The following is a 12,947-nucleotide window of genomic DNA, read 5'->3' on the forward strand; positions in this document are numbered from 1 at the left end:
GCGCCACCCTGGGCCGGCGGTTACCCGAAGATGAGAGCCAGAAGCCAGCTCACCAGAGACGCCAACAGCCCTAGGAAAAAGAAGATAAAACTCAGAAGTGGCTGCATGTCAATTACTTTTAAGTACAGAGTAAAGATAGGGAAAATTTTTGCTTCGGCAACAAAAAAGCTTGAAATAATCATACAAAACCTATTGTGTGGCATGGATAGTTGACGTAGTTTCGCCCTTTGTACATGTATGTGCTTTCCAATATCCTCTTGAACAGACTCCTATGAGTATTACCGTAAAGAAAAAAGCGGCTGCACAGCCCATTGAGAAGCTGTTAAAAAATAACATGCTCCTGGCCACAGACGCCTATACCATCAAACAATCTGTCTGCCGGCTGCAGGAGCTTAGACAAGCGTATATTGCCCATGCAGAGGCCGGTGAGAATGTCTTGCACCTGCCTGCCCGCAAAAAGAAATAATTGCCTGTACTATCCCTAAGCCGGTAGGCATGGCAGCGCCTATCAACAGAGAAGCCAGCACCGTACGGTGCTGGCTTCTCTGTTGATAGGCGCTGAGGTATGATTAGTCAATCAAGCCCTGCTGGATGGCGTACTTAATGAGAGTAGCCGTGTTCTTGGCCTTGGTTTTCTCAATCAAATGCTGTCTATGTGATTCAATGGTGCGCTTGCTGGCAAATAGCTTGTCGGCAATCTCGGCGTTGGTGTACCCTTCGGCAATGAGGCGCAAAACCTCCATCTCCCGTTTAGACAAGTCAGAAGGTCCTTTGCTGTTGGCTTCGGGCTGGTCTCCAGGGCCGTTGTTCACCCGGTTCAGTAAATTGAGGGCCACCTCAGAGCAGATATAGGAGTTGTCCTCAGCCACTGTTTTAATGGCATGGATAAGCTCAGTGCGGCCCGCGGTTTTGAGCACGTAGCCCAGCGCCCCGGCCGTTCTTACCTTGGTCACATAGCTGTCCTGGTCCAGCATGGTGAGCACCAATACCTTTACCTGGGGGTACTTTACCTTCAGCTGCTCCAGGGTCTTGAAACCGTCCATGACGGGCATGTTCAAATCTAGCATGACTACGTCTGGGGTAAGCGTTTCCAGGAGTTCCAACAGTTGGACCCCGTTCTCCGCCTCGCCAATGACTTGAATGGACCGGTCTGACTTTAGAAGCGACTTTAACCCGTCTCTGATCAGGGTGTGGTCATCTGCTAAAATTACTTTTATCATATTACTCTGTGTTACGGTAAGGCTTTATACAAAAGAAGCGGCGCCTTAAAGACGCGCGAGTTCATTATTTAAAATTACAGCTAACTGTCTACTTAACATACTACCTGCATACGTAAATTCGGCCAGAATGTGCAGAAAGAGTATTAATACGGGTATTTACAGTATTTACACATATGTGATAAAAAATGATTATACTTATGTTTGAAAACCAGGGACTGCAAAATGTAAACGAGGGAGAGAAATGGAGAGCAGAAGTGATAAAAACGTGCAGGCAACACTGCTGGCGGGCCATACGCCCCTCATCATCTTGCAGGGGTGCCTGGACGAGGCCTACGCCACCCTTCTGATCAACTCTTTGGACAAATCATCTCCCTGGCAGGCTTCTTTTATACTGGTAGATTTTGGCAAGGTAACCCAGGTCACCCCCGCCGGGTTGAGGCATCTGCTGCCGCTTATCTCCCAATTGCAGGACCAGAAAAAAGAACTGGTTTTGTTTAACCTCAGAACAGACATAAAGCAAACCGTCTGCAGTTCTGGGTTTGACTCACTGGTCATGATTACGCCTACCTTACAAGACGCCATTCTGTACGCGCAACAACCTAAGAATACAAACAAAGGGCTTGCACGGTGAACATTTGATGAATAGCTGTTTCTTCATTTAAAGAAGCAATTCCATGAAGATTGAAATTGAAAAAGAGCCGCAGGCCTACATTCTGCGCTTGGAGGGGGAGATGGATGCTTCAACTTGTCTGGAGGTAGACAAGGCTATAGAAGAAGCCTTGCTTTCTCCCATTTCACAGCTCTGGATTGACTGCCAGAGACTTACCTATATTTCCTCTGCCGGTTTGGGGGTCTTCATCTCGCACCTGGGCACCTTAGAAAGCCTGCACATACCACTGGTGTTGTACGGCTTAAATGACCATGTGCGGAACATATTTGAGCTGCTGGGCCTGCACATGATTATGACCATTGTACCTTCTAAGCAAGAGGCGGTCCTGCAACTAAGGTAAGGCGCTCTCGGCACCTGGTCGTTTTTGGGCTATTTCTCGGGAAACAGGCCAAAAACGCATGCTCAGGTGTTGGGAATCTCAATGGTAATAATGGTGCCCCCGTTTTCTGAGGATGTGACGGCCATCTCTCCTTGTAATAGCTTGAGCCGGTTCTTGATTGTTTTGAGGCCCATGCCTCTGGTGGCAGACGTGGCCGGTTCTTGTTCTGCCATTCCTTTGCCGTTGTCCTCTACCCGTATGCGTACCGAAGTACCCTTGTCTACCACCTGCACCAGGGTCTCAGTGGCTTGGGCGTGCTTCATGACGTTGTTCAGCAATTCCTGTACCGTCCGGAAGATGTGGGTCTCCAGGGCATAGTCTGTGGGTTGGTCAAAGCCGGTCACTATGCACTGAATGGTCAAAGATTTGGAGGTGAGCCGCGTGGTGAGGTCCTTGAGGGCAGACTTGAGCCCCAGGTCTTGCAGCACCCTGGGAATGAGTTCATGGGCCAGCGTGCGCGTTTCTTTGATGGCTTCTTCCAGGAAACCAGAGATGCGGGCCACGGGTTGGGTAAGGTCAGCGCCAGAGCTGAGTTCTGCCTGTACCTCCTCCAGGTTGAGCCGGGCGGCGTACAGCAACTGCGCCAGGCTGTTGTGCAGGGCTTCGGCAATGCGTTTCCGCTCCTCGTTCTGGGTGGTGAGCACGGCTTCCATCACGGCCTTCTGCTGCGATAGCTCATATTGAGTTTCTGCCTTCTGCAAGGCCTTTTGAATGGTCACGTCCCAGACAATGCCCAGCACGCCCACCACTTCCTTGTCTGGCCCGTACAGGGGAGTCAGGTTAATCTCAAACTCCTTGCCCTTGGGTAGAAAAGGCAGGTGCCGCATGGTCACCTGCACGCCTTGTAAGGCTTTCTCCAGTTTGCGCTTGAGGGTGGTCTGTTTTCCTTTCAACAGAAATGCATGGGCAGATTTACCTAATACCTGAGTCCTGGGTATGCCTGTGAGTTGCTCCATAGCTTTGTTCCAGGCGGTCATGGTGAAGTCCCTGTCCAAAGCCAGAATGCCGTTCACGTGGGTTTCTAGCAGGTTCTCAGAAAACTCTTTTTCTAAGATGAGCTTCTCCTGGGCCTCATGTAGGTTGGTGATGTCTATGCCAAAGGCAATGCCCCTTTGGTGTAGCTCGTCCAGGAACCCAAAGTTCTGAAAATACACTTCTTTGCCTTGGTGCGTGAAAGAGGCAGTGAAGCTGGTCACGTGGCCGCTGAGCACCTCCTGGATATTTTTTCTGAGATGCGGGAAAACCTCAAAGATGTTCTTTCCTTTTAAGACTTTGTCCTCCACGCCCACGGCGCGTAGTCCTGCTCCTTTAATTTCCTGGTAGTTTCCTTTAAGGTCCAGGACGGCCAGTACCAGAGGCAGGTGATGCAGCAGCTGGTCCAACACCATGGTGCGGTGCTGGGCCTCGGCTTCGGCGTTCTTCTGGTCTGTTACGTCCAGGCAGAAGCCAAGCCCGTCTTTGCTCTCTGGGTCATAGACAAAGTAGTTCTGCTTGTATATTTTTTTGCCGTTCATCTCAGACTCGCCTAAGAAGATGTCTGAGTTACCGGCCAGTACCGTCTCAATGTTAGGCACAATGCTGGGGTTGATCTCTGTGATGAGCTTGCCTTCCAGTTCATGGTCCTGGTAGCCCAGGCTCTGCAAGCCAGAACCCATGGATTCCAGAATGCGGCCCTTAGCGTCAATGCGCCAGATAATGATGGGAAGGCTGTCCAGAATGGCACTGATGGTCCTGTGCATCTGGCGCAGTTTCTGGTCTGCCTTCAGCTTTTGGGTGAGGTCCTGGGCGGTGCCCACCAATTGCACCGGCATGCCAGCGGCACCGCGTTTGAACACCGTCTCCCTGAACTGGATGTTGCGCCAGTCGCCTTGCTTGTCTTTAATGCGCACCAGGTACTCCAGAAACTGCCCGTCTGCTACCTTGTTAAAACGGTTGCGCCTGTCTAACAGCAGGTGGGCGTCTTCGGGGTGGTAGAGGGTGTCCAGCAGCTCGCGCGGGTGCCCGATGATGTCCTGGTCTGTGTAGCCCAGAAAATGCAGGAAGTTCCGGTTGTTGTAGACATTGCGGCCCAGTTGTAAATCTTCTACGTACAGGAAATCGGGCATGGCCTCTGCCATCTTCTTGACCAGGAGCTGGCTTTCCTGCAGTTTCTCATTGGCAATGCGCTGCTTGGTCACGTCCTCAGAGGTGAGCACCAGGCCGTCGCCAAGCTTCACGGCCACACAGTTAATCCAGCGCTCCTGCTTCTGCCAGGGCAGATGGGCGGAAAAGGTGGCGGGTTGCTCTCTTTCCACTACCTCTGCCAGCGTTGAGAAGGTGGGTTCTTCCAGCAAACTAGGCAGAACCTCAGAGAGGCGCTTCTTGCCTAGCTGCTCCAGCGTGTAGTCCAGAAAGACTTCTGCCGTTCTGTTGAGCAGCACCCATTCAAAGTCTATGAGACGGCCACTGGCATTGCGTACGGCTTTGAGAACCTGTATGGAGTTAAGCGAGTTGTTGATGATGGCAGACAGCAGGGCTTCTTTGTTGAAAAGCTCTAGGTGCGCCTCTTTGCGCTCGGTCACGTCTACAAACGCCAGGCGGCATTGGTCTGTGTCATTGGGGCGCCGCAGCAGCAAACCTTCCACCTGGGCGTAGAAGGCACGGGCGTTGCCCACCAGCAGTTGCAGTTCAATGGTCTGCGGCTTGTCAGAGAGCAGCACGTTCCGGAAGAAACCATAATAGACATCCAGGCTGTCTGGGTGGACGAACTGACTGAACCGGCGGTCTATGAGCTGTTCTCTGCCGGCCTCCAGCAAGAGGTTGCCCTTGGCATTCACTTCTTCTATGATGCCGTGCTCGTCCAGGGTCACGTACCCGAAGGGCGCATGGTGGTACAGGTCCCGGTATTTGAGAGTGGCGGCTTCCAGTTCCTGGGTGGCCAGGTGGAGCTGGTGGTTCTGCATTTCCAGCTCTACCTGGTGTATCTGCAGTTCCTGGATGAGCTGGCGTATCTCATGCGCAGGCATGTTCTGGACATCCTCTTCGCTCACGGGTTTCTGCAGCTTTTCTGCCTCATGCCGCAGCAGAGTGTAGTCTGCCTCATGCCGCAGCAGGGAGTAGTCATGCGTCTTGCCGGTAGGTATTTTCCTCTCTTCACTCATGTTGCCTTCGTTCAGAACCTAATAAGAGGGGAAACCGCCCCCTTCACGCTTTATTTCTCAAAAACCTCCATGGCCAGCAGAATCTTGAACGGTTTGCTTTCCGTCTGTTCTACCCGGCGGGAGTTTAAAATCATTCTTCGGTACCCCAGCACCGGAAACTCGTGTTCTATTACCTCGTTCTTGATGTCCTCATGGTCTTGCACTACCCTGGACATCATTTGTCTGAGCGCGGGAATGTCCCATTGGCCATTGCCCAGATGGTACAGCAGCTGTCCTTTGAGTTGCTCTGGAATCAACTGGAACGTGTCTGTGAAGGCGTTGCTGGCGCATTCCACGCGCAGATCTCCCTCCAGCACCAGCAGCGGCTGCTGAATGACGTCTATGATGTTGGCGGCGTACAGGCTGGTGGCGGCCACGCTGGCTTCCAGGGTTTTAAAACTGGTGATGTTGGTGAAGGTGACCACCGCGCCGTCAATGAAATTGTCTAGCGTGCGGTAGGGCAGTATGCGCATAGAGTACCAGTTCTTCTCATCTACGGTTTGCAGGTGCACTTCTTTGCTGCGCAGACGCTCCAGCACCTCCTGCACGTCTTCTGTAATGTGCTGGTACTTAAGGTTGGAGACAATGTGGGTGATGGACCGGCCAATGTCTGCCCGTATCAGGTTGAATATCTTGGTAGCCTGCGGCGTGAAGTTTTTGATGTTGAGCTTATTGTCCAGGAAGATGGTGGCCACCTCTGTGCTGTCCAGCAGGTTGCGCATGTCATTGTTGGAGTTGGTGAGCTCTTCGGCCTTGGTCTGGAACTGCAGGTTGATGGTCATGAGCTCCTCATTGAGAGACTGCATCTCTTCTTTGTTGGTCATGGCCTCTTCATTGGTGCTCTGCAGCTCCTCATTGGCGCTCTGCAGTTCCTCGTTGGTAGACTTGAGCTCTTCCAGCGAGGAGTTCATTTCTTCAATGACCGTTTGCAGACGCTGCTTGGTGTAGAGCAAATCCTTTTCCAGTTCCTGTATGCGCGCGTCTTTGACCGAGGCTTCTTCTGGACTGTCTTTGCGGCCTTTGCGGGGCTTGGGAGCGGGCTTATCTTCCATGACCACCATGAGCATGCCGTGCAGCGCGTCTGGCTCCTGGAGCGGGGTCACGGTTAAGGTGATGTATTTAGGCCCGGCGTCTGTCTTTACCTGAACGTCTTCTGTTCGGACGGACTCATTGAGCACGCAGGCCCTGGTCACCAGGTTGTCCAGCTCAAAATGGAGGCCTTCGCGGGCCATGTCAAAAATGTTGAGCGTGGCTTGGCCCTGGGCGGGCTCTAAGAACCTGCCGGTGCGCCCGTGCACGTAAAAAATATCACCTTTGGGGTTGATGATGACGGTGGGCGGGGCAAATTGTTGTAAGAGAACGCGCTGGATGACACCGTTCATATTAGATTCTTTTTTCACGGTGACAGGCGGTTCTGGGTGGGGTTTAACGGTTTCAAAGGAGCTGAAGGTGAAGGGGAACTCTACCAGCCGGGCCAGGGGGATGTTGCCCTCTGTGCGGCGGGAGATTTTCCATTTGGTGTCTAGGGTGGTGAACATGTCTGGGAAACCAGACAAGGTCTCTGAAGAACCCAAAAACAACAGCCCGTTGGGCTTTAACGAATAATGGAACACAGGGAACAGCTTCTTCTGCAATTCTGCTGAAAGGTAAATGAGCAAATTGCGGCAGGTGAGCATGTCCAGCTTGGTGAAGGGGGCATCACGGTTCACGTTGTGCACGGCAAACACCACCATCTCCCGCAGCTCTTTCTTGACATGGTAGTAGGTGTCCATCTTGTTGAAGAACCGCTTTAAACGATCTGGGCTCACGTCTGCCGTTATATTCTCCAGGTAGCAGGCTTCACGGGCCTTTTCAATGGCCGCTGGGTCAATGTCTGTGGCAAAGACCTGGATCTTTAAATGCAGGTTGAGCTTGTCTATGGTTTCCTGCAACAACATGGCAATGGAGTAGGCTTCTTCACCGGTAGAGCAACCAGCCACCCACACCCGCACCGTGTCGCCCTCCTGCTTGGCTTGCAGCAGTTCTGGCAGGTATCTTTCCTGCAGAAGAGAGAAGGCCTCTGCGTCTCTGAAAAACTTGGTCACGCCAATGAGCAACTCTTTGAACAGCAGGTCCACCTCCTGGGGGTTTTCCTTTAGGTATTGCACATATTCAGAGAGCTGTACAATCTGGTGGCTGTTCATGCGCCGCTCTATGCGCCTGAAGATGGTATTGCGCTTGTACAGAGAGAAGTCATGGCCGGTCTTGTTACGGATGAGGGAAAAAATCTTCTGCAACATCTGGGTGGACTTGTGCGCCTCCTCCACGTGCTTGCCTTTGATGGGCGGCATCTGGGCGTAGGAGATAAGCTTGTCAGACATGTCTTCCACCCGCAGAACATGGTCTACAAACTCGGTTTTGATGGCGTTGCGGGGCATGCTGTCAAAGCGGGCGGTGTTGGGGTCCTGCACCATTACCATCCCAAAGTTCTCCATGATCATTTTCACGCCCAATGCCCCGTCTGAGCCCATGCCAGAGAAGATGATGCCTACGGCGTGCTCCCGCCGGTTCATGGCCAGACTCTCAAAGAAGAAGTCAATGGGCATGCGCTGGCCGTTGGGCTGGGCCGGGTGGTGCAGTTGAAAGACGTTTTTCTCCAGAGAGGTCTCCTGGTTGGAAGGCACCACGTACACGTGGTTGGGCTGTATCTGCAGCCCCGCGGTAATCTCTACCACGGGCATGGTGGTGTAGCGCTGGATGATCTCGGTCATCAAGCCCTTTTGTGTGGGGTCTAGGTGCGGCACCACCACAAAGGCCATGTCTGAGGTGGGGGGCATATGGTGGAAGAACTGCTCAAAACCCTCCAAAGAACCCGCAGAGCCGCCCAGGCCTACCACCTTAAACGTGTTGTGGTGTTGGGCTACCGGTTTGCTTTCTTCGGGGCTTTTGGCAGAGGCACCTTTTCTAGACAAATCCTCCGTAATGATAGGCTGTTCTATCTCTTCTCTCTCCATTGGTATGTGTACGTAGTAGACACGGCTGGGTCTGTCAGGAAAAACAGGGGAGAACCTGTCTTAAAATGCCCAAGAGCCTGTTTTACTTAATCCAACAAGGTACAAATTACCCGGCAGACTCTGCCAAAAATAGGAGCGGGCCGCTGATAAACCGCATTTATACGGAGGGCGGCTTTGGAATTTGTTCCAGAAATGAGGGTACATACGGTAATTGTGGCAGGTACAACACCTCTTGCCGGGCTATGCTCGTACTACCTGTACAAGCTATTCCAGACACAAGATGAAATTACTGCACCATGATGTCATTGTCATCGGGACCTCGGCGGGGGGCATGAACGTATTGTGCAACCTGCTGTCTCAGTTACCGGCAGACCTACCCGCGTCCATTTTTATTGTCCAGCACCTGGCCAGGGACTCCAACGCCCAGATTCTGGTAGACCGCCTTAGCAAATTCACCAAGCTGCAGTGCCAGGTAGCCCAACATGAGCAGACCATAGAGCACGGCAATGTGTACTTTGTGCCGCAAGACAACCACCTTCTGTTGCAGAAGGGCAGAATGCTGGTCACCAAAGGCCCCCGGGAGAACCTGTTCAGGCCTGCCATTGACCCTTTGTTCAGGTCTGCCGCCGCGGCCTATGACTCAAGGGTGATTGGCATTGTGCTTACCGGCATGTTACAGGACGGCACCGTGGGCATGGAGATGATCAAGCGCAGCGGCGGCATTACCATGGTGCAGAGTCCTGCAGAGGCAGAATACCCAGACATGCCCCAGAGCGTGCTAGACATGATGGAGGTAGACTACGTGGTGAAGGTGGCTGAGATGGGAGAGCTTATCAAGGAACTGGTCCATGTGCCGGCGTCTGCCATGAAAGAACCGCCCGAAGACATTACCTATGAAGCCAAGATTGCCGAACGCCTCATGCTGGACTCAGGAGACATAGAAGACACAGAGTTGATGGGTCCCCGCTCTGCCTTCTCCTGCCCAGACTGCGGCGGCGCCCTCTGGGAGGTAAACACCGGGCATGTGAAACACTTCCGGTGCCACGTGGGGCATGCCTACACCCAGGAGTCCTTTCTTAATGCCAATGTAGAGTCCCTGGAAGAAACCCTCTGGATTGCCATGCGCATGCTGGAGGAACGCCGCACCATGCTGCACGCCATGGCCGAGCAGGACCGGCGTAAAGGCCACAACAATTGGTCAGAAAGCCAAAAGGAGCGGGCAGATGAACTTAAGCTGCACATTTCCCGCATCCGGCAGGTGCTGCTGGCCAACGCCAACTCCAAAAACCACAAACAAGACGACCAGGAGGAAGAACGCGCCTAGCCGTTTTTGGCCTGTTTCGTGTAAAACAAGCCAAAAACGAAGCCTCTCCTGCAAAAGCAAAAGGTGGCTCCTGCCGTGTATGGAAAGAGAGCCACCTTTTGCTTTGGTAAATTATGGAGAGTATCAAACCCTGGTAGAAGGAGTTTCCAATCAAACTTCAGCCTGCCTGCTGGCAAAACGGCGCAGCAGCAAGTACCCGGTCAAGCCCGCCAGAATGGAAGCCACCAGAATAGAGAACTTGGCCGCCGTCTGGTAGTCTGGGTTGTCAAAGGAAAGCAGGGCCACAAAAATGGACATGGTAAACCCAATGCCCGCCAAAAAGCTCAGGGAGAGAATCTGGGTCCAGGTAACGCCTTCGGGCAGGTCACTGATGCCCAGTTTCACCGCGGCCCAGGAGAAGGCCATGATGCCCACGGGCTTGCCCACAAACAAACCCAGGATAATGCCCAAGCCCAACCCGCTGTACAGCCCGTCTACCATGCCCAGTTCCAGGGCAATGTTGGTGTTGGCCAAAGCAAAAACAGGCATGATGAGAAAGTTGACGGGCTTGGTGAGCGCGTGCTCCAGCTTTTCCAGAGGAGATTCGTCAGCGCCGGGGGTGGTGGGCAGCGTGAAGGCGGTGAGCACCCCGGCAATGGTGGCATGCACCCCAGAATGATGAATGCAGTACCACATGAATACGCCCGGCACCAGGTAGAAAATCAGGCTCTTGACCCCCAGCTTGTTAAAGGCAATCAACATGGCAAAGATGCCTGCCGCATACAGCAGGTAGTTCAGGTGCATTTCTTTGGAGTAAAACAGCGCAATGACCAGAATAGCGCCCAGGTCATCTACAATGGCCAGCGCCGTCAGGAAAACCTTTAGCGTGACGGGCACCCGGCTGCCCAGCAAAGAAAGAATGCCAATGGCAAAGGCAATGTCGGTGGCCATGGGAATACCCCAGCCGCTGGCCAGCTCGGTGCCCTGGTTGACGAGCCCGTAAATAGCCGCCGGCACCAGCATGCCCCCAATGGCGGCAAACACAGGGAAGGAAGCCTTTTTCAACGATGACAACTCACCCTCTTTCAACTCACGCTTGATCTCCAGGCCCACCAGCAAGAAGAAGACGGCCATGAGCCCGTCATTGATCCAGAGCAGGACAGAATACCGCAGACGCACGCCCTCAGACGCGTAGCCCACCTCATGCGCCAGCAATCTCTCCAGGTCATCGCCCAGCGGCGAATTGGCCACCAAAAGCGAAATGAAAAGACAGAGCATGAGCAGAATGCCGCCGGCAGAAGCTGAACTGAAAAAGGCTTTGAAGGTTCTAACGTTGATATGAAACATAGGCAGGAGTAAGAGGTAGGCAGATATTTTAACGGCTTTTCACTTAAGGAAGATGCACGCCCTGTAAACCTACAAAATTTATAAGAAAGGCAGGGCCAGGGAGAGAGCCGCCGCCGGTGGTCGTTTTTGGCGGGTTTTCCAGGAAAGAGACCAAAAACGAGCATGGGTAGAAATTGGCTTTTCCCGAGGATAGGGAAGGCTGTATGTTGCCAGAAGAGAGGTAAGGCGCTAATAAATAGCCTTTTGACAATTTATATTCTCCGTATAAATACTGCTTTTAGAGCAACCCCTGCCCGGGAAATACGTTTTACTTGGAATCTATAAAAATTTGGAGTTTCCCCCTATGAGAGAAGAAGATGTTGTGCTAAAAGCCATTCATAGACTAGTGAAGGGAGACCCTTCGCCGGTTCATTTACCTTTATCCCCAGACGCGGTAAGTGCCTTGTCTGGTGTGCCCGTGGAGCGTGTGGTTGCGTGTTGCAAGGTGTTGGAGTGCCACGGGTACTTAACCAGCTGCCGTGTCAACAGAAACGTGAGTTATTACATTACCAACGCCGGCATTTCTGAGGTGAAGGGCGGCAAATTGAAACTTGGCATCTTTCACCGCGTGCCCGCCTCTTACCAGGAACTGAGATAAACCACCCTCCTTGCCCAATCTAAAACTATGAGCCAAAGCCCCTCCTTCTCCAGGACGGGGTTTTCTGTTTTTGGGCTGTTTCCTGAGAAACTGCCCAAAAACGACTTCTGCTATTCTATGATGATGTTGTCTACGTTTACCTGCGGCGCCTGCCCGTCTTTCATGTAGGCCCAGAACATGCCTTTGGTGCTGTACGTGATGCCTATGCTACCTTGGGCATCTACCGCAATGACGCCGCCCTGTCCGCCAGCCAAACCCACTTTCTCATGAATCACGTGCTGCACGGCTTCTTCTACGGTAAGGCCCTTGTACTCCATGAGCGCGGCAATGTCATGGGCCACGGTGTGCCGGATGAAGAACTCGCCGTGCCCGGTCCCCGAAACAGCGCACACGTGGTTGGCGTACGTGCCGGCCCCAATGATAGGTGAGTCGCCCACCCGTCCATAGCGTTTGTTGAGCATGCCGCCCGTAGAGGTGCCCGCCGCCAATCTACCGGCCTGGTCAACCGCTACGGCACCCACCGTCCCTAGTTTAGTTTCTGCCGATGCCAGGCCCTGGGATTCGGCTAGTTTTACCGCTTTAATTTGCGCGCGCCGTTCCTCCAGTTCAAAGTAAGATGGGTCTACCAGGTCTAAGCCACGGGCGGCGGCAAACGTCTCTGCGCCGGTACCCACCATCATGACGTGCTCAGAATGTTCCATTACCTGGCGCGCGGCCAGAATGGGGTTCTTGATGGTGCGCACCCCAGCCACCGCGCCCGCCTTGAACGCAGCGCCGTCCATGATGGAAGCGTCTAGTTCCACGCGTTCTTCATTGGAGAAAACCGCGCCCCTGGCCGAATTGAACAGAGGAGAATCTTCCAGTAGAAGGATGCTGGCCTGAATGGCGTCTAGGCTGCTCTTGCCTGCCTGCAACACGGCATAACCTGCCTGCACCGCCTCCAGCAGTTTGCTTTCATAGGCCGCTCTTTTCTCTGGAGGCATGGGTGCATCATACACATTGCCGCAACCCCCATGGACAATTATAGCAGTGACAGCAGCAGAAGAAGCAATAGGTTTCTGGTTCATGGACCTAAGTTGGGTTACACGTTCGCCCTGCAAGATAAAGGTTTGCGCCAGACCAGTTGTCCCAGCTAAGGAAGGAATCCCGTTTTTGGCCTCTTTTCCGGGAAACAACCTAAAAACGAAACCACTCTGGTCCTTAAAAATGGTCTGCCCGG

General features: G+C 53.1%; 10 protein-coding genes. 5 read left to right on the forward strand and 5 right to left on the reverse strand.

What is annotated here, in order from left to right:
• Nucleotides 1-271: 271 nt before the first annotated feature.
• Nucleotides 272-466, forward strand: a complete 195-nt coding sequence (locus tag GU926_RS17965; protein ID WP_160694352.1) for a hypothetical protein — start codon at nucleotides 272-274, stop codon at nucleotides 464-466.
• A gap of 103 nt (nucleotides 467-569) precedes the next feature.
• Here the strand turns inward: GU926_RS17965 and GU926_RS17970 are convergent, their stop codons facing one another.
• A complete protein-coding gene (locus tag GU926_RS17970) occupies nucleotides 570-1,220 on the reverse strand; it encodes a response regulator (RefSeq protein ID WP_160694354.1) in 651 nt (216 codons plus the stop codon).
• A gap of 241 nt (nucleotides 1,221-1,461) precedes the next feature.
• Here GU926_RS17970 and GU926_RS17975 point away from each other — a divergent pair, with 241 nt between their 5' ends.
• Both GU926_RS17975 and GU926_RS17980 read left to right on the forward strand, forming a co-directional pair.
• Nucleotides 1,462-1,851: an STAS domain-containing protein gene (locus tag GU926_RS17975; protein WP_160694356.1), complete on the forward strand. Its 390-nt coding sequence runs from the start codon at nucleotides 1,462-1,464 to the stop codon at nucleotides 1,849-1,851.
• A gap of 43 nt (nucleotides 1,852-1,894) precedes the next feature.
• Entirely contained in the window at nucleotides 1,895-2,230 is a 336-nt protein-coding gene (locus GU926_RS17980; protein ID WP_160694358.1) for an STAS domain-containing protein, read from the forward strand.
• A gap of 62 nt (nucleotides 2,231-2,292) precedes the next feature.
• On the opposite strand, the gene GU926_RS17985 is transcribed toward GU926_RS17980, so the two are convergent.
• The gene (locus GU926_RS17985) at nucleotides 2,293-5,409 is read right to left on the reverse strand and encodes a PAS domain-containing sensor histidine kinase (RefSeq protein ID WP_160694360.1); all 3,117 of its coding nucleotides are present in this window, start codon (nucleotides 5,407-5,409) and stop codon (nucleotides 2,293-2,295) included.
• A gap of 50 nt (nucleotides 5,410-5,459) precedes the next feature.
• On the reverse strand, nucleotides 5,460-8,441 hold the full coding sequence (locus GU926_RS17990; protein WP_160694362.1) for a CheR family methyltransferase: 2,982 nt from the start codon (nucleotides 8,439-8,441) through the stop codon (nucleotides 5,460-5,462).
• Nucleotides 8,442-8,721: 280 nt separating this feature from the next.
• On the opposite strand from GU926_RS17990, the gene GU926_RS17995 reads away from it, so the two are divergent.
• Nucleotides 8,722-9,765, forward strand: a complete 1,044-nt coding sequence (locus GU926_RS17995; RefSeq protein WP_160694364.1) for a chemotaxis protein CheB — start codon at nucleotides 8,722-8,724, stop codon at nucleotides 9,763-9,765.
• Nucleotides 9,766-9,915: 150 nt separating this feature from the next.
• Here GU926_RS17995 and nhaA read toward each other — a convergent pair whose 3' ends face one another.
• Complete coding sequence (gene nhaA, locus GU926_RS18000) at nucleotides 9,916-11,091, reverse strand: Na+/H+ antiporter NhaA (protein ID WP_160694366.1); 1,176 nt, start codon at nucleotides 11,089-11,091, stop codon at nucleotides 9,916-9,918.
• 343 nt (nucleotides 11,092-11,434) lie between these two features.
• Between nhaA and GU926_RS18005 the strand changes: the two genes are divergently transcribed.
• On the forward strand, nucleotides 11,435-11,728 hold the full coding sequence (locus GU926_RS18005) for a hypothetical protein (protein ID WP_160694368.1): 294 nt from the start codon (nucleotides 11,435-11,437) through the stop codon (nucleotides 11,726-11,728).
• 110 nt (nucleotides 11,729-11,838) lie between these two features.
• Here the strand turns inward: GU926_RS18005 and GU926_RS18010 are convergent, their stop codons facing one another.
• Entirely contained in the window at nucleotides 11,839-12,795 is a 957-nt protein-coding gene (locus GU926_RS18010; protein WP_160694370.1) for an isoaspartyl peptidase/L-asparaginase family protein, read from the reverse strand.
• Nucleotides 12,796-12,947 lie beyond the last annotated feature (152 nt).

The organism is Nibribacter ruber, from assembly GCF_009913235.1.
Lineage (GTDB): Bacteria > Bacteroidota > Bacteroidia > Cytophagales > Hymenobacteraceae > Nibribacter > Nibribacter ruber.

Coding starts and splice junctions, on each gene's coding strand:
- GU926_RS17980 (WP_160694358.1), top strand. CDS start 1,895: ATGAAGATTGAAATTGAAAAAGAGCCGCAGGCCTACATTCTGCGCTTG.
- GU926_RS17995 (WP_160694364.1), top strand. CDS start 8,722: ATGAAATTACTGCACCATGATGTCATTGTCATCGGGACCTCGGCGGGG.
- GU926_RS17990 (WP_160694362.1), bottom strand. CDS start 8,441: ATGGAGAGAGAAGAGATAGAACAGCCTATCATTACGGAGGATTTGTCT.
- GU926_RS17965 (WP_160694352.1), top strand. CDS start 272: ATGAGTATTACCGTAAAGAAAAAAGCGGCTGCACAGCCCATTGAGAAG.
- GU926_RS18010 (WP_160694370.1), bottom strand. CDS start 12,795: ATGAACCAGAAACCTATTGCTTCTTCTGCTGCTGTCACTGCTATAATT.
- nhaA (WP_160694366.1), bottom strand. CDS start 11,091: ATGTTTCATATCAACGTTAGAACCTTCAAAGCCTTTTTCAGTTCAGCT.
- GU926_RS17975 (WP_160694356.1), top strand. CDS start 1,462: ATGGAGAGCAGAAGTGATAAAAACGTGCAGGCAACACTGCTGGCGGGC.
- GU926_RS17970 (WP_160694354.1), bottom strand. CDS start 1,220: ATGATAAAAGTAATTTTAGCAGATGACCACACCCTGATCAGAGACGGG.
- GU926_RS17985 (WP_160694360.1), bottom strand. CDS start 5,409: ATGAGTGAAGAGAGGAAAATACCTACCGGCAAGACGCATGACTACTCC.
- GU926_RS18005 (WP_160694368.1), top strand. CDS start 11,435: ATGAGAGAAGAAGATGTTGTGCTAAAAGCCATTCATAGACTAGTGAAG.